This window comes from Pseudomonas marginalis (genome assembly GCF_024169655.1).
In the GTDB taxonomy this organism is placed as follows: domain Bacteria; phylum Pseudomonadota; class Gammaproteobacteria; order Pseudomonadales; family Pseudomonadaceae; genus Aquipseudomonas; species Aquipseudomonas paraveronii.
Genome location: NZ_JALJWV010000001.1, coordinates 5,869,608 through 5,895,024, shown reverse-complemented (window position 1 = coordinate 5,895,024; position 25,417 = coordinate 5,869,608). Strand labels below are relative to the sequence as shown.

The window sequence follows — 25,417 nt, the reverse complement described above, 5'->3', positions numbered from 1 at the left end:
GATGGCGGCGGTCATGACACTGCCGATGGCGCGCCGGGCATCCCGTGCCGAGTTGGGCGACCGCCTTTTTGTGCTGGGCGGCAAATGGCTGTGGCTGTGCTTGCTGGGCGTCGCGGTGTTGCTGCCGCTGCTGGCGATCTTCTGGCGTGGCTTCAGCAGCGAAGCCGGGCAGGGCGGCGGGCTGGTGGCGGCACGGGAACTGGTCAGCAGCGCCAACTTCCACTGGCTGCTCGGTAACAGCCTGAAAGTTTCCCTCAGCGTGGCGACCATCGTCGTACCGCTGGCGTATCTGTTTGCCTACGCACTGCAACGCACGCTGATCCCGGCCAAGGCGATCTGGCGCGGGCTGTCGTTGCTGCCCCTGATGGCGCCGTCGATGCTGCCGGGGATCGCGCTGGTCTATCTGTTCGGCAACCAGGGCCTGTTGCGCGGTTTGCTGTCGGACAACATCTACGGCTTCTGGGGCATTGTCCTCGGCGAAGTGATCTACACCTTCCCACACGCCTTGATGATCCTGTTGTCGGCGCTTTCCCTGGCGGATGCGCGCTTGTTCGATGCGGCCTCAAGCATGGGCGCCAGCCCGGCCCGGGCATTTCGCAGCATCACCTGGCCGGCCACACGCCAGGCGGTGTTCGCCGCGTTCTGCCTGGTGTTCACCCTGACCATCACCGATTTCGGCGTACCCGTGGTGGTCGGCGGCGATTATCAGGTGCTGGCGCTGGAAGCCTACAAGGCCGTGGTCGGCCAGCAACAGTTCGGGCGCGGGGCGTTGATCGGCATGGTGTTGCTGCTACCGGCGCTGTTCAGCTTTGGTGTCGACGCCTGGCTGCGTCGGCGTCAGGGCGATGCCATGGGCGGCCGTGCCCAGGTGTTCCAGCCGGCCCCATCGCGGCGGCGCGATGCCTGTTACCTGGCCATCGTGCTGCTGATCTGCGCGGTGTTGCTACTGGTGTTCGGCATGGCGGTGTACTCGTCGCTGGTGAAATTCTGGCCTTACAACCTGTTGCTGTCGCTCAACCACTACCAGTTCGAAGACACGGCCGGCGGCGGCTGGCTGGCGTACCGCAACAGCCTGACCCTGGCACTGTTTACAGCCTTGATCGGCAGCGTACTGATCTTCACCGGCGCCTACCTGATGGAAAAGACCCAGGGCCAGAAGGGCCTCAACCTGGCGCTGCGCATGCTCAGCTTTGTGCCAATGGCCGTGCCGGGCCTGGTGTTGGGCCTGGGCTACGTCTTCTTCTTCAACCTCCGCGGCAACCCGCTGCATGTGTTCTACGGCACCATGACGTTGTTGGTGGTGTGCACCATTGCGCACTATTTGACCACCGCGCAGATGACCGCCACCACCGCGCTGCGCCAACTGGACGCCGAGTTCGAAGCCGCAGCACTGTCGCTGAAGGCGCCGCTGTACCGCCACTACCTGCGCGTGACCGTGCCGATCTGCCTGCCGGCGCTGCTGGACATCGTGCGCTACCTGTTTGTGTCGGCGATGACCACCGTCTCGGCCGCGATCTTCCTCTACAGCCCCGACACCATCCTCGCCGCCGTCGCCGTGTTGAACATGGACGACGCCGGCAATGTGGGCGGTGCGGCGGCCATGTCCACCTTGATCCTGTTCACTTCGGCCAGCGTCTCGCTGCTGCTGGCGTGGGCCTCACGTGGCGTGTTGCGCCGCTCCCAAGCCTGGCGCCAGACCGCGCCGGGCCAATAACCCTGAAGGAGGTATTCCATGTTCAAGCCCCTGGCGCTGGTCGCTGCCGTACTCACTGCATTCAGCCTGAATGCCTTCGCCAAGACCGAACTGACCGTGTACACGGCCCTCGAAGCCGAGCAATTGAAGACCTACAAAAAAGCCTTCGAACAAGCCAACCCCGATATCGAAATCAAATGGGTACGTGACTCCACCGGCATCATCACCGCCAAGCTGCTCGCGGAAAAAGACCGCCCGCAAGCCGACGTGGTCTGGGGCCTGGCGGCTTCGAGCCTGGCGATCCTCGACCAGCAGGGCATGCTTGAGAGTTACGCGCCCAAGGACCTGGACAAGATCGGCAAACACTACCGCGACGCCGCCAACCCACCGGCCTGGGTCGGCATGGACGTTTGGGCCGCGACGATTTGCTTCAATACCGTCGAAGCCGAGAAGCAGGGGCTGACCAAGCCGGTGAGCTGGCAAGACCTGACCAAGCCTGAGTACAAGGGCAAGATCGTGATGCCTAACCCGGCGTCGTCGGGCACCGGTTTCCTGGATGTGAGTGCCTGGCTGCAGACCTTCGGCGAGAAGCAGGGCTGGCAGTACATGGACGACCTGCACCAGAACATCGGCCAGTACGTTCACTCCGGTTCCAAGCCATGCAAGCTGGCGGCTTCGGGTGAGTTCCCGATCGGTATTTCCTTCGAATACCCGGCCGTGCAGTTGAAGCGCCAGGGCGCGCCGCTGGACATCATCCTGCCGAAAGAAGGCCTGGGCTGGGACATCGAGGCGACCGCCGTGATCAAGGGCAGCGCCCACGCTGACGCGGCGAAGAAACTCGCCGACTTCTCCGCCAGCACCGCCGCGATGGACCTGTACAAGGACAACTTCGCCGTGCTCGCCCAGCCGGGCATCGCCAAGCCGCAGACCGAATTGCCGGCGGACTACGAGCAGCGGCTGATCAAGAACGACTTCACCTGGGCCTCGAAAAACCGCGACAGCATTCTGACTGAATGGCGCAAGCGCTATGACGGCAAGTCGGAGAAGGTGGCGGGTCAGTAAGTACTCCGTTTGGGCTGATGGCCTCATCGGGGGCAAGCCCCCTCCCACACGTTTGGTTTGTGAACACATTCAAATGTGGGAGGGGGCTTGCCCCCGATAGCGGTCTTGAAAACAGGACATCACTAAATGACACACCACAGCGACCTGCTGATCATCGGCGCCGGCATCCTCGGCCTGTCCCACGCCTACGCAGCAGCCAAGCGCGGGCTCAAGGTCAAGGTGTTCGAGCGCAGCGCCACGCCGTTGGGCGCCTCGGTACGCAACTTCGGCCAGGCCCTGGTCACCGGCCAACCGCCAGGCCCGATGCTCGACCTGGCGCGGCAAAGCCGCGATATCTGGGGCGAATGGGCGCGGCTGGCCGGCTTGCAGCTCAAGCGCAACGGCTCGTACCTGTTCGCCCGCAGCGAAGCCGAAGAACATCTACTGGAAGCCTTCTGCGCCGGCCGCGCGTTGGAGCACGGCTACAACGTCGAGTTGCTGCAAGGCGCAGCGTTGAGGGATCTGTACGGCGGCCAGTTCCGTCATCACCGTGCGGCGTTGCACGGCAAGGACGATCAGCAACTGTATTCGCGCGAGGCGATCCCGGCGCTGATCCACTACCTGCGCGAGGAATTGCAGGTGGAGTTTCACTTTTCCACCCTGGTGCGCGACGTCGAGCCCGGCCAGTTGCACAGCACGGCGGGCAGTTTCCGGGGCGCGCAGATCATCGTCTGCTCGGGCCACGACTACCAAACCCTGCTGGCCGAGGCGATTGCCGAACTCAACCCGCATGTCTGCCGCCTGCAAATGCTGCGCGCGCGGCCGGCGGTTAACCTGAACCTGCAACACGCCTTGCTCACCGGCCTCAGTTGCGTGCATTATGGCGCCTTTGCCGACCTGCCGGAAGCGGTGGCGGTGCAGGCGCAGATCCTGCACGAGGCACCGCACCTGCATGAGCACGGGATTCACCTGCTGATCAGCCCGACGCCCCATGGCGAACTGATCATCGGCGACTCCCACGACTACGGCCGCGAGGCGTCGCCGTTCAATGCCGAGCAGGTCGATGACTGGATGCTCGAACTGGCCGAGCAGACCCTGGGTTGCAAGGTCCAGGTGGTCGAGCGCTGGCAGGGCGTCTATGGCGCACGCGGGCCGGCGCCGTTCTCGTGCCTGCGCGTGGCGCCCGGCGTCAGCGCCGCCTTGATGCACACCGGCGTGGGCATGAGCGTCGGCCCGGCGTTGGCCGAGCGCAATATCAGCGCACTCTGGGGTGAGGCATGAAGAACCCGGAACAGGTGATTGCCGAGGTCTTCGGCCTGTACGAGCAGCACGGCACGACGGATTACATCGGCGAGGCGATATCGCAGCTCGAACACATGTCCCAGGCCGCGCAGTGGGCCATGGCCGAAGGCTTCGACGATGAAGTGGTGCTGGCGGCGTTTTTCCACGATATCGGCCATCTCTGCGGCCAGGGCGGGGCGAACATGGGGGGTTATGGCGTGGTCAGCCATGAGCGGCTGGGCGCCGATTACCTGCGCCGCGCCGGCTTCGGCGAGCGCCTGGCCAGGCTGGTGGAATATCACGTCCAGGCCAAGCGCTACCTGACCTTCAGCCAGCCGGACTACTACGCCCGGTTGAGCGAAGCCAGCCGCCGCACGCTGGCTTATCAAGGTGGAGTGATGACGCCTGACGAAGCGCGGGCTTTCGAGCAAGACCCGCTCTACGCGGTCAGCCTGCGTCTGCGTCACTGGGACGAACAGGCCAAGCAACCACATGTGCCGGTGCTCGATCTGCAGGCACTCAAGGCCAAGGCCGCACGGCTACTGGCTGCGTAGATTGGCCTTACGCCAAACGCAGATGCGCCGCCTAGAGCCTGGGTGCTCGGATCACTAAGGTGCTTGCTTCTTCAATCCAAGGAGCAACGCTGATGCGCTACTTAAAAGTGACGGCCCAGGACATGAGCGGCAACGGTCGGGCGGACACGGTCATCCTGCACTTCTATGAGCAGCGGGCTGGCTGTCCCGATGAACTGATCCACGAGATTTTCGCCGTGGACATGAGCGCGGATGGCAAGGTCGACTTGCAATGGGCAGACGATCTGAGCCCGGCCACCCGGCCCGGCATGCTGGAAAAACACCGGGTGGACACCTTCGCCGACAGCTTTTTGAAGTTGAACTGGTTCAATCGGCGCAGCCACTGGCAGCGCACGCTGACGATGTACGTCGATCATTACGGCAAAACAGGCACGCCCAACGCGGTCAAGCTGGACTTCCATGAGCGCACGGCGCCGCAGTGCAAGGGTTCGCTGATCTACAAGGCGGCCGCCTATGACGGCGATGGCGACGGGGTGCTGGAATCGTTTACCAACAGTGACATCGACCGCGACGGTATTGCGGACAAGGCCGATAAAGAGCTGATCCGCACGTTGTGTACGACCTTTCTGGGCTTTGAGTGGTACGCACACTAATAAGCGCGGTCACGCTTCGTCGAGCCGGGCGGCCAAGGCTTCGACCTGTTCCTGACGCTCGGCCTGGCTCAATTTGGCGTGGGGGTTGAGGGACGACCATTGCGGATGGGCGCGGGCCTTGTGCAGGGCATCGGGCAGCTTGCCTTCGCGCCAGGTCTTGTCCTGGGGCGTGTCGACCTTGATGCTGTGCATCGCCGCATGACCGCGCAGGTTCAGGGCTTTGAGCAATTGGCGTTGGCGCAGGGCCAGCAGGCGCAGCACGCTGTCGTCGACGGTCAGCTCGCGCTGGCCCTTGATCTTGCCCAGCAGGCGCCCGCCATAGCTGCGCGCGGTTTGCAGCGCGCCACCGGCAATGGCGCCCGCCAGCGCGGCGGCGCCAAGGGTCAACCCACCCACCAGCAGGTCGACCCCGGCACCGGCGGCCGCGCCGGCGGCAATCCCGCCGCCGACGCGCACGCCGAGTTGCTTGAGGGTTTCCGGGTTGAACAGGTCATCGCCCCAGCGCCCGTCGAGCAATGGCAAGTCGCTGGCGGCGGCGTCCTGCGGGCGGAAGCCGAACAGCTTGAGCAAGGCTTCCACGCAACGCTGCTCGCGCTGGCGCACGGCCTTGCGCAAATCGCCGATGGCTTGCGGTTCCTCTTCAGTGACCACGTTGCGCCGGCACGCGGCGCAGTCGATCAGCAGTTCGGCGATCAGCCGCGCAGCGCTTTGCTGGCGGGCCTGGCGTTGGGCGTGCTGGTCGAGGATCAGCCGTTCCAGTTGGGGCCGGGCATTTTCCAGCAGCAAGGCGAGGCTTTCATATAAGCGGCGTTCGCCGTCTTCCGGCGGCGCGACGCTGTCGAACCGTACCAGGGCATGCAGGCCAAGGCGGGCCAGGGCTTCGCGCCAGTCCGGTTCGCGATGCTCGCTGCTGCTGACGAAGTTGAGCACGGGCAATAACGGCTTGCCGCAACTGGCCAGCACTTGCAGTTCGTCGCGGTATTTGGCCAGCACCGGCTCGCGGGCGTCGATCACATACAGGCCGGCGTCGGAGGCCAGCAGTTGGCGCAGCACCTTGGCTTCCTGTTCGAAACGCTGGCGGGCTTCGCTGCCCTCCAGAACACGCGCCAGGCGTGCCGGGCCGTCGAGGCGTTCGCCGGGGCGATCCAGGCGTTCCAGGTAGTCGAGCAGGGCGATGGCGTCTTCCAGACCGGGGGTGTCGTAGAGTTCCAGCAGGGCTTCGCCCTCGACCGACAAGCGTGCGCCTTCGACATGCCGCGTGGTGCTGGGGCGATGGGAGACTTCGCCGAAACCGACATCGCGGGTCAACGTGCGCAGCAGCGAGGTTTTGCCGACGTTAGTGTGGCCGACCACGGCGAGTTTCAGGGGTTTAGTCATGACCGCTCTCCAGCCAGTTCAACGGCGCGCAATCGGCGAAGGGCAGCTCCAGTTGTTGCAGCGCCGCGTGCCAATCGCCCAGGCGCTCGGCGTCCAGCGCCTGGCCGGGCGGCGCTTGCAGCAGCCACACGCGGGTGGCGCTGGCGCTGCGCGCCAGTTCGGCGATCAGCGCCAGGCTGCCACGGTCGGGTGAGCGGCGCGGGTCGCAGGCGATGGCCAGGCGTGCGGGCGGGAAGCGGGTCAGTTGTTCCAGCAGTTTGTGGCGCGATTCGCGGCTGTCGAGGATGCCGGCGTTCTGCACGTTGCCCGGCAGTTTCGGCGGCCACGGGTGCTGGTCGTCGAGTTCGATGGCGACCAACAGCGCGCCGTCGCTGTGCTGTTCGCTGACGCCGCCGCTGACGGCGTGCAACTGCTCCGGTGCCGCATCGTTGACGCCAAGCCGCTCGCTGCTCGGCATCAGGCGTTCGCGCAGTTGGCTGTAGCCGGGCAGGTTGAGGTCCAGGCGCAGGGCGGCGCGTCCGCGTTTCCAGCGCCACAGGCACAGCAGGGCGAGGATCAACCGCGGCAACAGGCCGTAGATCAGCAGCACGCCCACCAGCCAGGCAGCCCAGGCCTGGCGGGCGCTGTCGATGTTCAGGGCGGAATCGCCGCTGGCGCGGATCATCTCCACCGTGGGGACGTTGAAACCAAACAGGGCGGGCAGGGCGCCGAGGGCTTGGGTCACGGCGACGAAGGTGTCGGCGCCGAGGATGGTGGTTTCCCACACAAAACCGTAGCGCCGGGTGGCGAGCAGTGTCAGCAGGATCGCCAGCGCGCTGAGCAATGCGAGTAACCACAGGCTGTTGACCAGCACCCCGACGGCCCAGCGATTGAGCTTCTGGCGCTGCAATAGCAGCAGCAACGCCGGCGCCAGTTGCGCGGCCTTGGCGTCACGCGCGAGTTTTTCGCTGAGCCACAACCACAGCCGGCCGAGGCTGGCGCTGTGTTCTCCGGCAAACAGCAGGCCCAATGCCCAACTGATCAGCAGGATCAGGTTCAAGCCGAGCAGGCTGCCCAGGGCCCAGAACACATTCACCGGGGTCAAGCCGTTACCCAGCGCAGCAAAGGCCAGGCCTGCGCCACTGATCACCGCGACTATCGCCAGCAGTATCAGGGCCAAACGCGCACCTTGCAGCCAGCGGATGAGGGCGGTTGTCAGCCCATCGCGCTCGGCCAGGTGCAGGGCGCGCTGTTGAATGCGCGTCGGCAGGTCGCCGCCGGCCGTGCGGGCCAGGCGATTGGCTTCCAGGTCTTCCAGCGGGCCGGCGTGTTCTTCGCGCAGGCGCACGGTTTCCGTCAGCCAGAGTTTGTGTAGGGGGTTCAGTGCGGTCACGCGCTGTCCTGTTGTGTCAGTGAGCCTGGAGCATAACCGCTGTGCAGCCGGTTGGGGTACGCTTCGCGTGGCTCTGGTATTCTCGTCGCCATGAAAAAAACTCTCCCTTTAAGCCTGATCGCAGCCCTCGGTGAAAACCGTGTGATCGGCGTCGACAACAGCATGCCCTGGCATTTGCCGGGGGATTTCAAATATTTCAAGGCCACCACGCTCGGCAAGCCGATCATCATGGGGCGCAAGACCTGGGACTCCCTGGGCCGACCGCTGCCGGGGCGCTTGAACATTGTGGTTAGCCGTCAGACCGATCTTGCGCTGGAAGGTGCGGAAGTTTTTCCGTCGCTCGATGCCGCCGTGGCGCGGGCTGAAGCCTGGGCGCTGGAGCAGGGCGTGGACGAGCTGATGCTGATCGGCGGCGCGCAGCTGTATGCACAGGGTCTGGAGCAGGCCGATCGCCTGTACCTGACGCGGGTGGCGCTGAGCCCGGAAGGGGATGCGTGGTTTCCGGCGTTTGATGCGAACCAGTGGAAGTTGGTTTCCAATCTGCAGAACCCGGCCGAAGGTGACAAGCCGGCCTACAACTTTGAAGTCTGGGAAAAAGCCTAAAAGCATCGGGGGCAAGCCCCCTCCCACACTGACCGCGTTCACTCGGTCAAATGTGGGAGGGGGCTTGCCCCCGATAGCGGTCTATCAGGCCTGCGCTAATTCGGCATGCTCATCCGCATTCAGCCGTTCTTTATCCGTCTGCCGCATGATCTGGCTGGTAATCGCCCCCGCCGTCATCGAACCGTTCACGTTCAGCGCAGTACGGCCCATGTCGATCAGCGGCTCCACGGAAATCAGCAGCGCCACCAGTGACACCGGCAAGCCCATCGCCGGCAGCACGATCAGCGCGGCAAACGTCGCACCGCCGCCCACGCCGGCAACGCCCGCCGAACTCAGGGTCACAATCGCCACCAGGGTCGCGATCCACAGCGGGTCCAGCGGGTTGATGCCGACCGTCGGCGCGACCATCACCGCCAGCATTGCCGGGTAGAGACCGGCGCAACCGTTCTGGCCGATGGTCGCGCCGAACGAGGCGGCGAAACCGGCGATGGCGTGCGGGATGCCCAGGCGACGTGTCTGGCTCCGTTGAGAGTGCTGCCAATCGCGTGAGCCTGCGATTGCGAACCGGAAAGCCTAACAGCTTGATATATATTGATTTAATACCGATATGGAATGGTGTCTGTCGTTTTTGGAATAAGTGGTTGGCGCTCTGGCGCATGGCAATGGCGGAATCAGAACGCAAGCGGTCGCGACCGGGCGAAAACTGTCACAGGGATTTGTTAGCGTCGATGTCTTTCACTCAGGGAGACAACGCCTATGAAGCTCGCGCCGAAACTACTCGTATCCGCCGCATTCTGCCTCGGGCTCGCCAGCCAGGCGTTCGCCGCCACCGAGTTGAAACACTGGCCGGCGCCGGCCGCCAAGCAACTGAACGAAATGATCACCGCCAACGCCAACAAGGGTAACTTCGCGGTGTTCGACATGGACAACACCAGCTACCGCTACGACCTCGAAGAATCCCTGCTGCCCTACATGGAAAACAAGGGCCTGATCACCCGCGACAGCCTCGACCCGTCGCTCAAGCTTATGCCCTTCAAAGACACCGCCGAGCATAAGGAAAGCCTGTTCAGTTACTACTATCGCCTCTGCGAAGTGGACGACATGGTCTGCTACCCGTGGGTGGCCCAGGTGTTTGCAGGTTTTACCCTCAAGGAACTCAAGGTCCAGGTCGATGAGCTGATGGCGTCCGGCAAGCCGGTGCCGGTCAGCTATTTCGAAGGCGACGTGGTGAAGAACTCCGAGGTGCAACCGCCGAAGGTCTTCACCGGCCAGGCCGAGCTGTACAACAAGCTGATGGAAAACGGCATCGAGGTGTATGTGATGACCGCCGCGTCGGAAGAGCTGGTGCGTATGGTCGCCGCCGATCCGAAGTACGGCTACAACGTCAAACCGCAGAACGTCATCGGCGTGAGCACCCTGCTCAAGGACCGCAAGACCGGCGAGTTGACCACCGCGCGCAAGCAGATCACGGCCGGTAAATACGACGAAAAAGCCAACCTCGGTTTGGAATTGACCCCCTACCTGTGGACCCCGGCGACCTGGATGGCCGGCAAGCACGCCGCGATCCTGACCTACATCGACGAATGGAAAAAGCCGGTAATCGTCGGCGGCGATACCCCTACCAGCGACGGCTACATGCTGTTCCACGATGTGGACGTGGCCAAGGGCGGCATCCACCTGTGGATCAACCGCAAGGACAAATACATGACCCAACTCAACGGCATGATGGTCAAGCACGCGGCCGCCCAGGCCAAGGAAGGCTTGCCGGTGACGGCGGACAAGAACTGGGTGATCGTCAAGCCGGATGAGATCCAGTAAGACCGAGTCGCTTGCTTATCGGGGGGTCAGCTGTGGATGTATTGACTGACACTCTGCCATCGGGGGCAAGCCCCCTCCCACATTTGATCCTCATGGTTATTGAGGTTTTGTCCCAGGCAAAAAAATGCCCCGCACTTGGCGGGGCATTTTTATGCGTATGGATTAGGCCTTACAGCCCGTCCAGCATCGCCTTGTTACGCACGGCACCCTTGTCGGCACTGGTCGCCAGCAACGCATAAGCCTTCAACGCAGTCGTCACCTTGCGTGGACGCTTCTCCACCGGCTTCCAGCCCTTCTTGTCCTGCTCGACCCGGCGTGCAGCCAGTTCTTCATCGCTGATCAACAGGTTGATCGAACGGTTCGGAATGTCGATCAGTACCTTGTCGCCGTCCTGTACCAGGCCGATCGCGCCGCCGGCAGCGGCTTCAGGCGAAGCGTGGCCGATGGACAGGCCCGAGGTGCCGCCGGAGAAACGGCCGTCGGTCAGCAGGGCGCAGGCTTTGCCCAGGCCCTTGGATTTCAGGTACGAAGTTGGGTAGAGCATCTCCTGCATACCCGGGCCGCCTTTCGGGCCTTCGTAGCGGATGATCACGATGTCGCCTTCTTTGACTTCGTCGGCGAGGATGCCGCGTACCGAGCTGTCCTGGCTTTCGTAGATCTTGGCGCGACCTTCGAACACGTGGATCGACTCATCCACACCGGCGGTTTTCACCACGCAGCCGTCGAGGGCAATGTTGCCGTACAGCACGGCCAGGCCGCCTTCTTTCGAATAGGCGTGCTCGACACTGCGGATGCAGCCGTTTTCACGGTCGGCGTCGAGGGTGTCCCAACGGGTCGACTGGCTGAACGCGGTCTGGGTCGGGATGCCCGCCGGGCCGGCCTTGAAGAAGGTGTGTACGGCTTCGTCGTCAGTCTGGGTGATGTCCCACTTGGCGATGCCTTCGGCGAGGGACTTGCTGTGTACGGTCGGCAGGTCGGTGTGCAGCAGGCCGCCACGGGCCAGGGAACCTAAGATCGAGAAGATCCCGCCGGCGCGGTGGACGTCTTCCATGTGGTACTTCTGGATGTTCGGCGCGACTTTGCACAGTTGCGGCACATGACGGGACAGACGGTCGATGTCGCGCAGGTCGAAATCGATCTCGGCTTCCTGGGCGGCGGCCAGCAAGTGCAGGATGGTGTTGGTGGAACCGCCCATGGCGATGTCCAGGGTCATGGCGTTTTCGAACGCCTTGAAGTTGGCGATGTTGCGCGGCAACACCGACTCATCGTTCTCGCCGTAGTAGCGCTTGCACAGTTCGACAATGGTGCGACCGGCCTGCAGGAACAACTGCTCGCGGTCGCTGTGGGTGGCCAGTGTCGAACCGTTGCCCGGCAAGGCCAGGCCCAGGGCTTCCACCAGGCAGTTCATCGAGTTGGCGGTGAACATGCCGGAGCACGAACCGCAGGTCGGGCAGGCGCTGCGCTCGTATTCCGCAACCTTCTCGTCAGAAGCGCTGGAATCGGCGGCGATGACCATGGCGTCGACCAGGTCCAGGCCGTGGGAGGCGAGTTTGGTCTTGCCGGCTTCCATCGGGCCGCCGGAGACGAAGATCACCGGGACATTCAGGCGCAGGGCGGCCATCAGCATGCCGGGGGTGATCTTGTCGCAGTTCGAGATGCACACGATGGCGTCGGCGCAGTGGGCGTTGACCATGTACTCCACGGAGTCGGCGATGATCTCGCGGCTCGGCAGGGAATACAGCATGCCGTCATGGCCCATGGCGATGCCGTCGTCCACGGCAATGGTGTTGAATTCTTTGGCGACACCGCCAGCGCGTTCGATCTCGCGGGCGACCAGTTGGCCCAGGTCCTTGAGGTGGACGTGGCCGGGGACGAACTGGGTGAACGAGTTGGCAATCGCGATGATCGGCTTCTTGAAGTCGTCATCTTTCATCCCCGTGGCACGCCACAGTGCGCGGGCGCCGGCCATGTTGCGGCCGTGGGTGGATGTTTTCGAGCGGTAATCTGGCATTGGAGCACTCCGGGCGGCTAATCAGATGTCAAAGGGGAGTGAGCTTCTATGGACGTCTGGAACACCCGAAAAATGGCACTGGTGTCCGGAAGTTGCCGCAAACGTTACGGGATCGCCGTGCGCAGTGGCCTTGAGCTCATAAACCCGCCGGGGGATGACTGGCGATGAATAGGCCGATTCTACACCGCTGGCGGCTGGAGGGAATGGCGAAAAGCGCCGTGGCGACGCACGCCCGGATCAACCAATCTGATGTAGGAACGAGCTTGCTCGCGAAAAACGAACAGGCGACTCGGGCCTCCTGATAGTACGGCGTTATCGTTGACGCTTTTCGCGAGCAAGCTTGCTCCTACAGGGGGGACATATTCAGAACCACTGTTTAGAGGCCGGTTGACGTCGCTGCGCCTACCGTTTCTCTTCCACTCACAGAAGAGGACGAAGGAATGTCCACCCAGCAACATGCACATCGGCTGCGCATCGGGCGCTGTTCGGAGTCGGGCCGTATTTACCTGATCACTGCGGTTACCCATCAACGGCAATCGGTCTTTCAGGACTGGCGCATCGGCCGCCTGCTTGTCAGTGAGTTCAGGCAGGCTCAGGACGAGGGTGAGGCGACTTCACTGGCCTGGGTGGTCATGCCTGACCATTTCCATTGGCTGGTCGAGTTGCATAACGGCGACTTGCCAAGGCTGATGCGAATCACCAAGTCGCGAAGTGCCCGTGCCATCAACCAGGCCAGGTGTTCGTTCGGGACCCTATGGCAAAAAGGCTACTTCGACCGCGCGCTGCGTCGGGAGGAAGATTTGAAAGCAATGGCCCGCTATATCGTGGCCAATCCCTTGCGTGCAGGGCTGGTCGAGCATATCGGCCAGTACCCGCTATGGGACGCCATCTGGTTGTAACCTCTTCTCCCTTGTAGGAGCGAGCTTGCTCGCGAAGAACGCATAGACGACGCGGGCTACCTGATAGCGCTGCGTTATCGTTGACGTTTTTCGCGAGCAAGCTCGCTCCTACAAGGGGGGAAGGGTCAGTGTCCGACCCGCGCATTGGTCAGCCAACCCCACAGGCTGAAAATGATAAAGCTCACGGCAATCGTCATCAGCAAATGACTGCCGGTTTGTGCAAGCGCTGCGCTGCTGACGGCGGCGGTGAAGAACATGATGCTATTTCCTGCTGACGCTGCTGTGCCCGCGCTGCTTGAAAACAACAGCATCGCCGCCGAAATTGCGGCGGGACGAACCAGGGTGACCGCCAGTGCGCTGATCAGCATCGGGATGAGCAGGGTCACCGTGGTAATGGCGTCAAAGATGATAATCAGCGCCAGCAGCACACCCGCGACCAGCAACAACCCAAGACCGATATTGATTTGCCGGGACAGCGCGATACGTTTTTGCAGGTACGAGGCTGCCACCCCGCCGAGGAGATAAGCCGTGCCGTACACCATCAGCACCAGCGCGTACTGATATTCGGAAAGCTTCAGCGCGTCCATGAAAATCAGCGGCGTCACGCTGATCAAGGCGAAGTAGCAGGCGAACACCTGCGCGGCGATCCACCAGTAGCGCAGGAAATCGCGATTGCCGGCGACGGCTTTCAGTGTGGCGATGATGGATACTGGCGCGCGATGGGGGCTGGCGGATTTGGACGGCAGGATGCAGAACGCATGGATCAACATGCCCAGCGCCATCGCCGCGAATCCATAGAAGCTGCCTTGCCAGTCGAATGTGGTTTGCAGCCAGGAGCCTATCAGCGGGGATAGCGCGACAAACGAACCGCTCAGGGTCATGTAGTACAGGCGCACCCGGGCCCGGTCCTGTGCGTCGAACAGGTCTTCCACCAGGGCGTGACCCAGGACGAAGAAGCCGCAGCCCATGGCCTGCACCGTGCGAAACAGCAGGAAGGTCAGGTAGTCCGACGCCAGTGCACAGCCTATTGCGCCAAGAATCGACAGCGTGATGCAGCCGAGCAGCACTTCCTTGCGCCCCCATTTGTCCGACAACGGGCCGGCGATCAGTTGGGAGATGGAGAAGACCAGTGTGAACAGGCTGATGGAGAGCGCGACGTCGGCCGTCGGAGTGTCGAATTGGGCGGCCAGGGCGGGGAACGACGGCAGGAGAATATTGATCGGGAAGAAGCTGATCAGGGCAATGCAGGTGATCAGGATGAAGCGGGAAAGTTGTTGGCGTTTTACCTCGCCACTGAGGGCGGGAGAGCAGAAGGGCTCAGACATGAGTGGTCATTTCCGGAGTAAAACCAGAAACCGATACTAGTCTGCGAAAAATGGAATTCAATCAAATCTATTGTGCGAAGCGTCCCGTAATGGTGTACGCCGCCCCTGTAGGAGCGAGCTTGCTCGCGAAGCACGTCAACGATGACGCAGTGCTATCAGGTAGCCCGCGTCGTCTATGCGTTTTTCGCGAGCAAGCTCGCTCCTACAGGGGGACGGTTTTGGTCTTTAGCTATTTGGCAACAACCGGCACGTAATGCTCTTGATGTAGCGCGTCTCGGCAATCGCCGGGTGTACCGGATGATCCGGCCCCTGGCCGCCGCGTTCGAGCATCTGGATGTTGCGGTCCAGGTGACGGGCGCTGGTCAGCAGGATGTTTTGCAGGTCGTCTTCCGGCAGGTGCATCGAGCACGAGGCGCTGACCAGGATGCCGTCCTTGCTGAGCAGGCGCATGGCTTGCTCGTTGAGGCGGCGGTAGGCGCCTTCGCCGTTTTTCATGTCTTTTTTGCGTTTGATGAAGGCCGGTGGGTCGGCGACGATCACGTCGAAGCGTTCTTCGCTGGCTTTCAGTTCTTTCAGGGCTTCGAAGACGTCGCCTTCGATGCAGGTCATTTTCTCGGCGACGCCATTCAGCGCGGCGTTGCGCTCGACGCCGTCGAGGGCGAAGGCCGAGGCGTCGACGCAGAACACTTCAGTGGCGCCGAAGGCCGCCGCTTGCACGCCCCAGCCGCCGATGTAGCTGTACAGGTCGAGGACGCGCTTGCCTTTGGCATACGGGGCCAGGCGTGCGCGGTTCATGCGGTGGTCGTAGAACCAGCCGGTTTTCTGGCCCTGGATCACCGGGGCTTCGAATTTCACGCCGTTTTCTTCCAGCGCGACCCACTCCGGCACCAGGCCGAACACGGTTTCGACGTAGCGGTTGAGGCCTTCGGCGTCACGCGCGGCGGAGTCATTCTTGAACAGAATGCCGCTTGGCTTGAGCACTTGGGTCAGGGCGGCGACCACGTCTTCTTTATGCGCTTCCATGGTCGCCGAGGCGATCTGTACCACTAGGATGTCGCCGAAACGGTCGACCACCAGGCCCGGCAGCAGGTCGGAATCGCCGTAGACCAGGCGGTAGAACGGCTTGTCGAACAGGCGATCACGCAGGGACAGGGCGACGTTCAGGCGGTGTACCAGCAGCGACTTGTCCAAAGGCAACTTGATGTCGCGCGACAGCAGGCGCGCGCAGATCAGGTTGTTCGGGCTCATGGCCACGATGCCCAGGGTCTTGCCGCCGGCCGCTTCCAGGATGGCTTGGTCGCCTGCCTGGAAGCCGTGAAGTGGGGTGGCGGCCACGTCGATTTCGTTGCTGTAGACCCACAGGTGGCCGTTGCGCAAACGACGATCGGCATTGGCTTTGAGACGCAGGCTTGGCAGGGACATGACGTCGCTCCGGAAAAAAGAGCGGGAGTATACCGTGTTACATGAAATTTCGCGGCTTGGCCTGATGGGCTGTAGGGGTCAGCGGGAGCAAGCGTCCTCGCCATAGCAAGCAGTGCCCATTTGATGGGCGTGCCATTGGCTTTTTGAGGTGTCGGTCAGCTTCCCATCGGGGTTAGAATCCCTTTCTCGCCCAGAGTGTGTACTTATGTCCCAAGAGCTTTCCGCCGAACAGATCCAGCAGGCCCTGCAAGGCATCAGCGTGCCGCCCCAGCCGCAAATCATGGTGGATTTGCAGATGGAGCAGTACATGCCCGACCCGGACCTGGAAGTGATCGCGCGCTTGATCTCCCAGGACCCGGGCCTGTCCGGCGCGCTGTTGAAGATCGTCAACTCGTCGTATTACGGCCTGAGTAACAAGATCGCCTCGATCCAGCGCGCGGTGAACCTATTGGGCAGCCGCTCGATCATCAACCTGATCAACGCCCTGTCGATCAAAGGCGAGATGAGCGACGACACCATCGTCACCCTCAACCGTTTCTGGGACACCGCCCAGGATGTGGCCATGACCTGCCTGACCCTGGCCAAGCGCACCGGCGCCCAGGCGGTAGACGAAGCCTATGCCCTGGGGCTGTTCCACGATTGCGGCGTACCGCTGATGCTCAAGCGCTTCCCCAATTACATGGAGGTGCTCGAGGAGGCCTACGCCAATGCCGGCGCCGACTGCCGTGTGGTCGACACCGAAAACAACGCGTTCAACACCAACCATGCGGTGGTCGGCTATTACACCGCCAAGTCCTGGCGCCTGCCGGAGCATGTGACCGACGCCATTGCCAACCACCACAACGCCCTGGCGATTTTCAGCGATGAGTCGTCGCGCAATTCGCAACTCAAGAACCTGCTGGCGATCCTGAAAATGGCCGAGCACATCTGCTCGTCGTACCGGGTGCTGGGCAACCAGGCGGTTGACCATGAGTGGGATGCGATTGGCCATCTGGTGCTGGACTACGTGGGCCTGTCGGATTACGACTTCCAAAGCATGAAGTTGTCGATCCGCGAACTGGGCGCGCACTGACCCTTTTCTCACGAGGTACACATGCCCGAGTTACCAGAAGTCGAAACCACTCGACGCGGGATTGCGCCGCACCTGGAAGGCCAGCGGGTCAGCCGCGTCGTAGTGCGTGAGCGGCGCCTGCGCTGGCCGATCCCGGAAGACCTCGATGTGCGCCTGTCCGGGCAGCGCATCGTGCTGGTGGAGCGGCGGGCCAAATACCTGTTGATCAATGCCGAAGTGGGCACCCTGATCAGTCACCTGGGTATGTCGGGCAACCTGCGCCTGCTGGAAGTCGGCCTGCCGGCGGCGAAGCACGAGCATGTGGACATCGAGTTGGAGTCGGGCCTGGCCCTGCGCTACACCGACCCTCGGCGTTTCGGCGCGATGCTCTGGAGCCTGGACCCGCACAACCACGAATTGCTGATTCGCCTGGGGCCGGAGCCGTTGACCGAGCTGTTCGATGGCGAGCGCCTGTTCAAACTGTCCCGTGGGCGTTCGATGGCGGTGAAGCCGTTCATCATGGACAACGCGGTGGTGGTGGGCGTGGGCAATATCTACGCGACGGAAGCGTTGTTCGCGGCGGGGATCGATCCACGCCGCGAGGCGGGTGGCATTTCACGCGGGCGCTATTTGAAGCTGGCGATCGAGATCAAACGCATTCTGGCGGCCGCCATCGAACGCGGCGGCACCACGTTGCGCGACTTTATCGGCGGCGACGGGCAGCCGGGGTATTTCCAGCAGGAGCTGTTCGTCTACGGCCGTGGGGGCGAGGCGTGCAAGGTCTGCGGGAGCGAGTTGCGCAGTGTGGTGTTGGGGCAGCGGGCGAGTGTGTTTTGCCCGAAGTGTCAGAGCTGACTGTTGTGTGATGGCTGATATCGCCATCGGGGGCAAGCCCCCTCCCACACTTTGATGTGTGAATACATTCAAATGTGGGAGGGGGCTTGCCCCCGATGAGGCCCTGACAGGCGCCACCAGACTTAAGCCTTACCGGTAATCTTCCGGTACTTCACCATCAATTGCTCTTGCGTTTCCGGATGCGCTTCATCCAGTGGAATGCAATCCACCGGGCACACCTGCTGGCACTGCGGTTCGTCGTAGTGACCGACGCACTGGGTGCAGAGGTTGGGGTCGATCACGTAGATCTCTTCGCCTTGGGAAATCGCGGCGTTCGGGCACTCGGGTTCGCAGACGTCGCAGTTGATGCAATCGTCGGTGATGATCAGGGACATGGAAACTCCTGCCAGGGCAGTCAGCCAAGGCATCTGAAAAACTAATGCGCGCAATTGTGCCGCATTGGCGCCCGCAGTGCGAGCGGGCGCCGAGTGAGCGGTCTTACTTCTTGAAGCGCAGGGTCAGCGCCTCGGCCACGGCCGGGTGCACGAACTTGGTGATATCTCCGCCCAAAGCGGCGATTTCACGGACCAACGTCGAGGAAATGAACGAATAACGTTCCGACGGCGTGAGGAACAGGCTTTCCACGTCCGGCGCCAGTTGGCGGTTCATGTTGGCCAGTTGGAATTCGTATTCGAAGTCCGACACCGCGCGCAGGCCACGCAGGAATACATTGGCGTTCTGCTCTTTGGCGAAATGCGCCAGCAGCGTCGAGAAACCCACCACTTCTACGTTGGGCAGGTGCTTGGTGACCTCACGCGCCAGCTCCACGCGCTGTTCCAGGGGAAACAGCGGGTTTTTCTTGGGGCTGGCCGCGACCGCGATGATCACATGGTCGAACAAGCGCGAGGCGCGTTCGACCAGATCGCCATGGCCTTTGGTAATCGGGTCGAAGGTACCTGGGTACAACACTCGGTTCATCGCGTCGTCCTGGCGGAGTCCGTTGGGGAACCGGATGGTATCGCAGCCATCCCGGTCGGCCAAGTCGACTTATACGAATAGACGCGCGAAATACCCGGTTTTTTCATGCTGTTTTCAGACGTTCGGCCAATGCGCTCGCCAGTTGCGCGGTCAATCCGTACACCGACAATTGCGGGTTGGCGCCAATGCTGGTGGGGAACAGCGAGCCGTCATGAATCGACAGATTGCGCAGTTGATGATGGCGGCCGAGGCTGTCGGCCACGGCGTTTTTCGGCTCTTCGCCCATGGCGCAGCCGCCCATCACGTGGGCGCTGCCCAGGCAGGTGCGGTGCAATTCCAGGTTGAGGCCGTCGATCAGGCTGCGCGCTTCGGCCAGGGTCTTCACGTAGCGCGCATCGTGATGCAGCGGCTTGACCGACTTGGCGCCCGCCGCGAACTGGATCTCGGCCATGCTGTGGAACGCGCGGCGCAGGCCGTCCCAGGCGTAAGGCGAAACCTGATAATCGAGCACCGGCGTGCCGTCGCCGCGCAACTCAACGCTGCCGCCCGGGCTGTCGGGGTGGAAGCCGTCGCGCAGCAGGGCGAGCATCGCGTGGGTATGCGGCAATTGGCTCATGTCCAGGGCGTTTTGTGTGCCGTAGCCGCCGAGCAGCGTACTGGCGAGCGCCGGGTGCAGCGGCGGTGCCTCCAGCTTGTACGACATTCTGCCGGTGGTGCCGTCCTGCCATTGGAAGTGATCGGAATAGATCGACTGCGGCGCACCATAGAACGGGTTGATCACCTCGTCGAACAGCGCCGCGGAGAAATTCACCAAATGCAAAAAGGTGCGCTTGCCCAGCCGCGAATGCGGGTCGGGGGCGGCCGAGCGCATCAGCAGCGCCGGGCTGTTGATGCCGCCACCGGCCAGCACATAGTGTTTGGCCTTGACCGTGATGGTGCGCCCGGTGGGGGCGACGCAGCGTTCGTCCATCGCTACGCATTCCAGGCTGCTGATGCGGTCGCCGCTGTATTTCAGGCGTTCGGCGCGGGCCAGGTACAACAACTCGCCGCCTTTCTCCAGGGTGGAGGGGATGGTGGTCACGAGCATCGACTGCTTGGCGTTGACCGGGCAACCCATGCCGCAATAGCCCAGGTTGAAGCAGCCGCGCACGTTGCGCGGGATCACATGCCAGCTGTAGCCAAGCTGTTCGCAGCCTTTGCGGATCACGTCGTTGTTGGCATTGGGCGGCATGGCCCAGGGGGCGATGCCCAGGCGTTGTTCCATTTTTTCGAACCACGGCGCCATGTCCGCGCTGCTGTGGCCCTTGACCGCATACTCGCTGGCCCAGTGGCTGAGGGTGGCGTCCGGGGTGCGGAAGCTGGAGGTCCAGTTGATCAGCGTGGTGCCGCCCACCGCCCGGCCCTGCAGGATGGTGATGGCGCCGTCCTTGCTCATGCGGCCGATGCCTTCTTGATACAGGCTGGCGTAGGCCTCGTCTTCGAGCAGCTTGAAATCGCTGCTGGTCTTGAGCGGGCCTTCTTCGATCAGCAGCACTTTGTAGCCGGCGGCGCTGAGGATTTCGGCGGTGGTGCCGCCGCCGGCGCCGCTGCCGATGATCGCTACGTCGGCTTCCAGCGTCAGGTCGCGGTCGAGGGCGGCGCCGTTGTGGGTTTTCCAGCCACGGGCCAGGCCGTCGCGGAACAGATCGGGTACGGGCATCAGGGTCGTCTCTTGTTTTTATTGGGGGGATGCGAATCAGATCTTCGGTGGTCCGGGGTAGCCGCAATGGGCCCAGGACGCCGGCCGGAAGTACCAGGCCATGATCACCAGTTTGAGCAGCGAGCCCTGGCCCATGCGGAGCAGGTTCAGGTAGCTGTTTTCCCAGCGGTGCAGGAAGTTGCGGATTTGTTCAGCGCTGGCGTTTTCCCAACTGCCCCAGATCCCGGTCAGTGGGCCGCGGGTGATGCCCATGCCCAGCACGTCGAACAGTTGCTGGGTGAGCTTGAACATCTCCGGCGACAGGTGCTGCAGGCTGTAGTCGAGTTTTTTCAGGGTGTCTTCAATCCCGCTGGCGACTTCCTGGGCGCTGGCCACGCCTTCCAGCAACACCGGGATCACCGCGCGCAGAAACGGCAAATCGCTGGCCCGCAGCAACGCAAAGCCGCTGGCCGGGGTGCTGCTGGAGCAGCCGCTGAGGCTGGCGCCCAGCCCGGCGGTGGCCAGGAAGGCGCTGGCGCACAGGCCGATTTTCAGGACGCCGCGCCGCGACAGCGCGGGTGAATCAGTCAGGCTTGGGTTCATTGTTATGGTTATCCCGAGGGTGGCGGTATCAGCGGATAAACAGCTTCTGGATCAACTTCTGGATTGCTTTGCCGTAGGGCGGGTAGATCAACTTCGCGGCGTTCAGGCGTTGCTTGACCAGCACGCCCTTGGCCTTGCTGAACGTGAGGAACCCTTCATGGCCGTGGTAGTGGCCCATGCCCGACGGGCCGATGCCGCCGAAGGGCATGTCGTCCTGAGCCACATGCAGCAACGTGTCGTTCAGGCATACGCCGCCGGAGTGGGTTTCGTGGAGTACGCGGTTCTGTTCGCGCTTGTTGTAGCCGAAGTAGTACAGGGCCAGTGGGCGAGGCCGCTGATTGATGTAGGCAAAGGCTTGATCGATGCCGCGATAAGGCACGATCGGCAGTACCGGGCCGAAGATTTCGTCCTGCATCACCGTCATTTCGTCGCTGACATTCAACAGCAGGCTGTGGGCCATGCGGCGTGCCTGGCCCTGGTCGTACAGAGGGATCAGGGTGGCGCCCTTGTCGGTGGCGTCTTTTACGTAGGCATTGAGTCGGGCCAGTTGCCGCTCGTTGATGATGGCGGTGTAGTCCGGGTTGTCGGCCAGCGTCGGGTAAAACCCGCGAAGCGCTTTGCTGTAGGCCTCGACGAAACCCTCGACGCGATCTTCCGGCACCAGCACGTAGTCCGGCGCCACACAGGTTTGCCCGGCGTTCAAGGCTTTGCCGAAGGCGATGCGTTCGGCGGCGTCCTTGAGGGGTACATCGGCGGAAACAATAGCTGGCGATTTGCCGCCCAGCTCCAGGGTGACCGGGGTCAGATGCTCGGCGGCCGCGCGCATCACATGTTTACCGACGCTGGTGGCGCCGGTGAACAGCAGGTGGTCGAAGCGCAGGCTGGAAAACGCGATACCGACTTCGGCCTCGCCCAGCACCACGCACACCAGGTCTTCGGGGAAAACCTTCGCCAGCAGGGTCTTGAGCAGTTCGCCGGTGGCCGGGGTCGATTCGCTGAGTTTGAGCATCACCCGGTTGCCCGCGGCCAACGCACCCACCAATGGCCCGATGGCCAAGTACAGCGGGTAGTTCCAGGGCACGATTACCCCGACCACGCCCAGCGGTTGGTAGATGACTTTGGCCGAGGCTGGCTGGAAGGCAATGCCTACAGCGCGGCGGGAAGGTTTCATCCAGCCCTTGAGGTGTTTGCTCGCATAGTGAATGCCATGCAGGCTGGGCATCAGTTCGGCGAACAGGGTTTCGTCGGGGCTGCGGTGGCTGAAGTCCTGGCTGATCGCGTTGATCAGCGCCTGGCGTTCGTCGCTGAGCACTTCGCGCAAGGCCTTGAGCCATTGCTGGCGCTGCGCGGCCGGCGGCATCGGGTTGGCGGCATAGGCGCGGCGTTGGGCGTCGAACAGGCTCTGGAGTTGATCCAGTGTCTGGGAATTTTGCAGGTAAGCAACGTTGGCAGACATGGCGCAGTTCCAGATTGTTATTGGTCTGCCTGAGTTTTTAGAGTCATTGCTCTAAATTGTCAAATAACATTGCAGCAACAACTGGATTTATCCCGACAAGGTTAGGCCGTAAGATGGCCGATCACGTGTACAGAAGCTGATCCCCTATGGCACCACGAGTAAAGACCAGCGAGCGCATTGTGCAAACCAGCCTGGAGCTTTTTAACCAGCAGGGCGAGCGCAGTGTCAGCACCAACCATATTGCCGCCCATATGGAAATTTCGCCGGGCAACCTGTACTACCACTTCCCCAACAAGCAGGCGATCATCGCCATGCTGTTTCGCGAATACGAAGCCCTGGTGGACAGTTTCCTGCGCCCGCCCCAAGGTCGCGCCATGGTGGTGGATGACAAGCGCTTCTACCTGCAGGCGGTCCTGGCCGGCATGTGGCGCTACCGTTTCCTGCACCGTGACCTCGAACACCTGCTGGAGAGCGACCCGGAATTGGCCACCGGCTACCGGCGTTTTTCCCAGCGTTGCCTGATTCAGGGTGGTGCTATCTACCAAGGGTTTGTCGATGCCGGCATTCTCAATATGGACCCGGTGCAAACCGAGGCGCTGACCCTCAATGCCTGGATCATCCTCACCTCCTGGGTGCGGTTTTTGTGTACCACCAATGAAAAGTCCACGCATTTGAGCGCCGAAGCGATCAAGCGCGGGGTGTATCAGGTGCTGGTGCTGGAGGCGGGGTTTGTCACGCCGCAGGCAAAAAAAGAGGTGGATGCACTGTTCAAAGAGTTTTATGTGCCGTTGAACCAGGCACTGGAAGAAGTGAAGTAGGGTCTTTCCCGAATCTGTTCACAGGAGTCCGTCATGCCGCTTGCCCAACTGATCAGCCCCCAGCAACTGGCCGAGCGCCAACAACGTGGGGCTCTGGTGCTACTTGACTGCCGCTTTGCCCTGGAAGACCCGGACTACGGGCTGTGCAGCTATGCCGAAGGACATATCGAGGGCGCGCAATATGCCGACCTGGAGCGTCATCTCAGCGGGCCGGTGGCCAAGGGCGTGACCGGGCGTCACCCGTTGCCGCAGGCGCAGGCGTTGGCCGAGCAATTGCGCGCCTGGGGCGTGAATGCCGATACCGATGTGGTGCTCTACGACGACGGCCCCGGTGCCTACGCGGCCCGCGCCTGGTGGTTGCTGGCCTGGCTGGGCAAGCGCGACGGCGTGTTTATCCTGGACGGTGGCTTGAAGGCCTGGCATTCAGCCGGTTTCCCGTTAAGTCTGGATGCGCCGGTGATCGAGCGCGGCACCTTGGTCGGCGCGCCGGACAATCGCCTGCTGCTGGATGCCGAGCAGTTGCAAAAACGCCTGGGCCAGCCGGGCCTGACCCTGATCGACGCCCGCGCCCAGCCGCGCTTTCGCGGCGATGTCGAGCCTATCGATCCGATTGCCGGGCACATTCCCGGTGCGCAATGTGCGGCGTTCACCGAAAACCTCGGCAGCGACGGGCGTTTCCTGCCGGCCGAGCAGCTCAGGCAGCGCTTCGCCGCCCAGTTGCAAGGCCGTTCGCCGGATGAATTGGTGGCGTATTGCGGTTCGGGCGTGACGGCGTGCCATAACCTGTTCGCCCTGAGCCTGGCGGGTTACCCGTTGGGCAAGTTGTATGCGGGATCGTGGAGCGAGTGGATTACCGATCCGGCGCGGGAAATCGCGACCGGCGACTAAGTTGTTCGGCGCGTAAACCCACATGGTTTAACGGGGTTGTGTCAGCAACCATTGCGGAATCCGCCGCTCCAGGTAGTAACCGGGGCGCTTCAGGGAGCCGTCGACAAACCCCACATGCCCACCCTTGGCCAGCAATTCGAACTCAGTGCAATCCGACAATTCACTGGCTTCGGGCAGGCTATGGGTGAACACAAACGGGTCATCGGCCGCGTGGATGATCAGGGTTGGCGTGCGGATATCGCCCAGGTAGTAACGGCTCGACGCGCGGCGGTAATAGTCTTCGGCACTCAGGAAACCATGCAGCGGCGCGGTGACCCGGCCGTCGAAGTCCCAGAACGTGCGCATCTTCTCCAGAGACCCGAGTGACTCCAGGGTTTTAAGCCCTTCAGCACGACCATCCTGTAAAAAACGGCTTTGTTTGACGCGGATATACGCGACCATCTCGCGCATGAAGTGCTTCTGATACACCCGCGAAAAGCCCAGGCCGATGCGATCGGCGCACTGATCCAGGCGAAACGGCACCGACACCGCCGCCGCACCTTGCAGCCCCGAATTCGCGCCGGTTTCGCCCAAATGCTTGAGCAGCACATTGCCGCCGAGGGAATAACCCACCGCATACAGCGGCGCCAACGGCCGCGTGGCGCGCAGATGGGCAATCGCTGCCGCCAAATCTTCGCTGGCGCCCGAGTGGTAGCTGCGCGCCAGCAGGTTTGGCTCGCCTGAGCAACCGCGCCAGTTCAAGGCTGCACTGGCCCAGCCTTGGGCGGCGAGGGCTTTTTGCAGGCCGGCCACGTAAGGCGAATTGGACGAGCCGGTCAGCCCATGCAGCACCAGTACCAGCGGCGCAAGTGCGTCATGGGGGCCATGCCAGTCGAGGTCGAGAAAGTCACCGTCGTCCAGCCATAGGCGTTCGCGTGGGCGCTCAAGGTGCGTCGTGGGGCGCCACAGCGGGCCCCACAGCGTTTGCAGGTGTGGATTGCCGAGGCCGAAGGCGGGTTTGAACAGGTCTGAAGAAGGGGTCATGACACTCTCTGTGGCACGCGAACACACTGTGGCGAGCGAGCAAGCCCGCTCGCCACAGGT

The 25,417-nt window shown here is 62.6% G+C and carries 23 protein-coding genes and 1 pseudogene; 12 read left to right on the top strand and 12 right to left on the bottom strand.

The features are described from left to right. The first annotated feature begins 1 nt into the window (after position 1). The 5 genes from J2Y83_RS27300 to J2Y83_RS27280 all read left to right on the top strand — a co-directional run bounded on the left by J2Y83_RS27300 (position 2) and on the right by J2Y83_RS27280 (position 5,201). Entirely contained in the window at positions 2-1,714 is a 1,713-nt protein-coding gene (locus tag J2Y83_RS27300; protein WP_253399978.1) for a putative 2-aminoethylphosphonate ABC transporter permease subunit, read from the top strand. 18 nt (positions 1,715-1,732) lie between these two features. Continuing rightward, positions 1,733-2,755, top strand: coding sequence for a putative 2-aminoethylphosphonate ABC transporter substrate-binding protein (locus J2Y83_RS27295; RefSeq protein ID WP_253399977.1), 1,023 nt, complete (start codon positions 1,733-1,735; stop codon positions 2,753-2,755). A 126-nt stretch (positions 2,756-2,881) separates the two neighbouring features. Then, positions 2,882-4,015, top strand: a complete 1,134-nt coding sequence (locus J2Y83_RS27290; protein WP_253399976.1) for a TIGR03364 family FAD-dependent oxidoreductase — start codon at positions 2,882-2,884, stop codon at positions 4,013-4,015. Beyond that, a complete protein-coding gene (locus J2Y83_RS27285) occupies positions 4,012-4,569 on the top strand; it encodes a phosphonate degradation HD-domain oxygenase (RefSeq protein WP_253399975.1) in 558 nt (185 codons plus the stop codon). The genes J2Y83_RS27290 and J2Y83_RS27285 overlap by 4 nt, the downstream gene beginning before the upstream one ends. A 92-nt stretch (positions 4,570-4,661) precedes the next feature. Next, positions 4,662-5,201, top strand: coding sequence for a hypothetical protein (locus J2Y83_RS27280; RefSeq protein WP_253399973.1), 540 nt, complete (start codon positions 4,662-4,664; stop codon positions 5,199-5,201). Between the two features lie 9 nt (positions 5,202-5,210). Here the strand turns inward: J2Y83_RS27280 and J2Y83_RS27275 are convergent, their stop codons facing one another. Next, positions 5,211-6,578, bottom strand: coding sequence for a DUF3482 domain-containing protein (locus tag J2Y83_RS27275; RefSeq protein ID WP_253399972.1), 1,368 nt, complete (start codon positions 6,576-6,578; stop codon positions 5,211-5,213). After that, positions 6,571-7,950 (bottom strand): DUF2868 domain-containing protein, encoded by a 1,380-nt coding sequence (locus J2Y83_RS27270; protein ID WP_253399971.1) that lies wholly within the window; start codon positions 7,948-7,950, stop codon positions 6,571-6,573. Before J2Y83_RS27270 ends, J2Y83_RS27275 begins: the two co-directional genes overlap by 8 nt. A gap of 90 nt (positions 7,951-8,040) precedes the next feature. On the opposite strand from J2Y83_RS27270, the gene J2Y83_RS27265 reads away from it, so the two are divergent. Then, positions 8,041-8,553, top strand: coding sequence for a dihydrofolate reductase (locus J2Y83_RS27265; RefSeq protein WP_253399970.1), 513 nt, complete (start codon positions 8,041-8,043; stop codon positions 8,551-8,553). Positions 8,554-8,637: 84 nt separating this feature from the next. On the opposite strand, the pseudogene J2Y83_RS27260 reads toward J2Y83_RS27265, so the two are convergent. Beyond that, positions 8,638-9,084, bottom strand: a pseudogene (locus tag J2Y83_RS27260) (cation:dicarboxylate symporter family transporter); the annotation flags it as partial. Positions 9,085-9,309: 225 nt separating this feature from the next. Between J2Y83_RS27260 and J2Y83_RS27255 the strand changes: the two are divergent. Then, positions 9,310-10,371 carry a haloacid dehalogenase-like hydrolase gene (locus J2Y83_RS27255; RefSeq protein ID WP_253399969.1) on the top strand — a complete coding sequence of 354 codons (1,062 nt, stop codon included), beginning with the start codon at positions 9,310-9,312 and terminating at the stop codon, positions 10,369-10,371. 169 nt (positions 10,372-10,540) lie between these two features. Here the strand turns inward: J2Y83_RS27255 and ilvD are convergent, their stop codons facing one another. Further along, the gene (gene ilvD / locus J2Y83_RS27250; RefSeq protein WP_057003962.1) at positions 10,541-12,382 is read right to left on the bottom strand and encodes a dihydroxy-acid dehydratase; all 1,842 of its coding nucleotides are present in this window, start codon (positions 12,380-12,382) and stop codon (positions 10,541-10,543) included. A 440-nt stretch (positions 12,383-12,822) separates the two neighbouring features. Between ilvD and J2Y83_RS27245 the strand changes: the two genes are divergently transcribed. Beyond that, positions 12,823-13,281 (top strand): REP-associated tyrosine transposase, encoded by a 459-nt coding sequence (locus J2Y83_RS27245; RefSeq protein WP_253399968.1) that lies wholly within the window; start codon positions 12,823-12,825, stop codon positions 13,279-13,281. Positions 13,282-13,406: 125 nt separating this feature from the next. Here the strand turns inward: J2Y83_RS27245 and J2Y83_RS27240 are convergent, their stop codons facing one another. Next, entirely contained in the window at positions 13,407-14,606 is a 1,200-nt protein-coding gene (locus tag J2Y83_RS27240; protein WP_253399966.1) for an MFS transporter, read from the bottom strand. A 225-nt stretch (positions 14,607-14,831) separates the two neighbouring features. Continuing rightward, on the bottom strand, positions 14,832-16,028 hold the full coding sequence (locus tag J2Y83_RS27235) for a class I SAM-dependent rRNA methyltransferase (RefSeq protein ID WP_253399964.1): 1,197 nt from the start codon (positions 16,026-16,028) through the stop codon (positions 14,832-14,834). A 259-nt stretch (positions 16,029-16,287) separates the two neighbouring features. On the opposite strand from J2Y83_RS27235, the gene J2Y83_RS27230 reads away from it, so the two are divergent. Further along, on the top strand, positions 16,288-17,100 hold the full coding sequence (locus tag J2Y83_RS27230) for an HDOD domain-containing protein (RefSeq protein WP_253400452.1): 813 nt from the start codon (positions 16,288-16,290) through the stop codon (positions 17,098-17,100). A gap of 21 nt (positions 17,101-17,121) precedes the next feature. After that, positions 17,122-17,934, top strand: a complete 813-nt coding sequence (gene mutM / locus J2Y83_RS27225; protein WP_253399962.1) for a bifunctional DNA-formamidopyrimidine glycosylase/DNA-(apurinic or apyrimidinic site) lyase — start codon at positions 17,122-17,124, stop codon at positions 17,932-17,934. 122 nt (positions 17,935-18,056) lie between these two features. On the opposite strand, the gene J2Y83_RS27220 is transcribed toward mutM, so the two are convergent. The 5 genes from J2Y83_RS27220 to J2Y83_RS27200 all read right to left on the bottom strand — a co-directional run bounded on the left by J2Y83_RS27220 (position 18,057) and on the right by J2Y83_RS27200 (position 22,643). Beyond that, complete coding sequence (locus J2Y83_RS27220) at positions 18,057-18,308, bottom strand: YfhL family 4Fe-4S dicluster ferredoxin (protein WP_247403809.1); 252 nt, start codon at positions 18,306-18,308, stop codon at positions 18,057-18,059. A 103-nt stretch (positions 18,309-18,411) separates the two neighbouring features. Next, positions 18,412-18,891 carry a pantetheine-phosphate adenylyltransferase gene (gene coaD, locus J2Y83_RS27215; RefSeq protein ID WP_022641651.1) on the bottom strand — a complete coding sequence of 160 codons (480 nt, stop codon included), beginning with the start codon at positions 18,889-18,891 and terminating at the stop codon, positions 18,412-18,414. A gap of 103 nt (positions 18,892-18,994) precedes the next feature. Then, positions 18,995-20,590 (bottom strand): GMC family oxidoreductase, encoded by a 1,596-nt coding sequence (locus tag J2Y83_RS27210; protein ID WP_253399961.1) that lies wholly within the window; start codon positions 20,588-20,590, stop codon positions 18,995-18,997. Between the two features lie 36 nt (positions 20,591-20,626). Beyond that, a complete protein-coding gene (locus J2Y83_RS27205; protein ID WP_253399960.1) occupies positions 20,627-21,172 on the bottom strand; it encodes a twin-arginine translocation pathway signal protein in 546 nt (181 codons plus the stop codon). A 28-nt stretch (positions 21,173-21,200) separates the two neighbouring features. Further along, the gene (locus J2Y83_RS27200; protein WP_307513704.1) at positions 21,201-22,643 is read right to left on the bottom strand and encodes a coniferyl aldehyde dehydrogenase; all 1,443 of its coding nucleotides are present in this window, start codon (positions 22,641-22,643) and stop codon (positions 21,201-21,203) included. A gap of 131 nt (positions 22,644-22,774) precedes the next feature. On the opposite strand from J2Y83_RS27200, the gene J2Y83_RS27195 reads away from it, so the two are divergent. Continuing rightward, positions 22,775-23,446, top strand: a complete 672-nt coding sequence (locus J2Y83_RS27195; RefSeq protein WP_253399958.1) for a TetR/AcrR family transcriptional regulator — start codon at positions 22,775-22,777, stop codon at positions 23,444-23,446. 33 nt (positions 23,447-23,479) lie between these two features. Then, a complete protein-coding gene (locus J2Y83_RS27190; protein WP_253399957.1) occupies positions 23,480-24,334 on the top strand; it encodes a sulfurtransferase in 855 nt (284 codons plus the stop codon). Positions 24,335-24,361: 27 nt separating this feature from the next. Here the strand turns inward: J2Y83_RS27190 and J2Y83_RS27185 are convergent, their stop codons facing one another. Then, the gene (locus J2Y83_RS27185; protein WP_253399955.1) at positions 24,362-25,357 is read right to left on the bottom strand and encodes a hydrolase; all 996 of its coding nucleotides are present in this window, start codon (positions 25,355-25,357) and stop codon (positions 24,362-24,364) included. Positions 25,358-25,417: the final 60 nt, after the last annotated feature.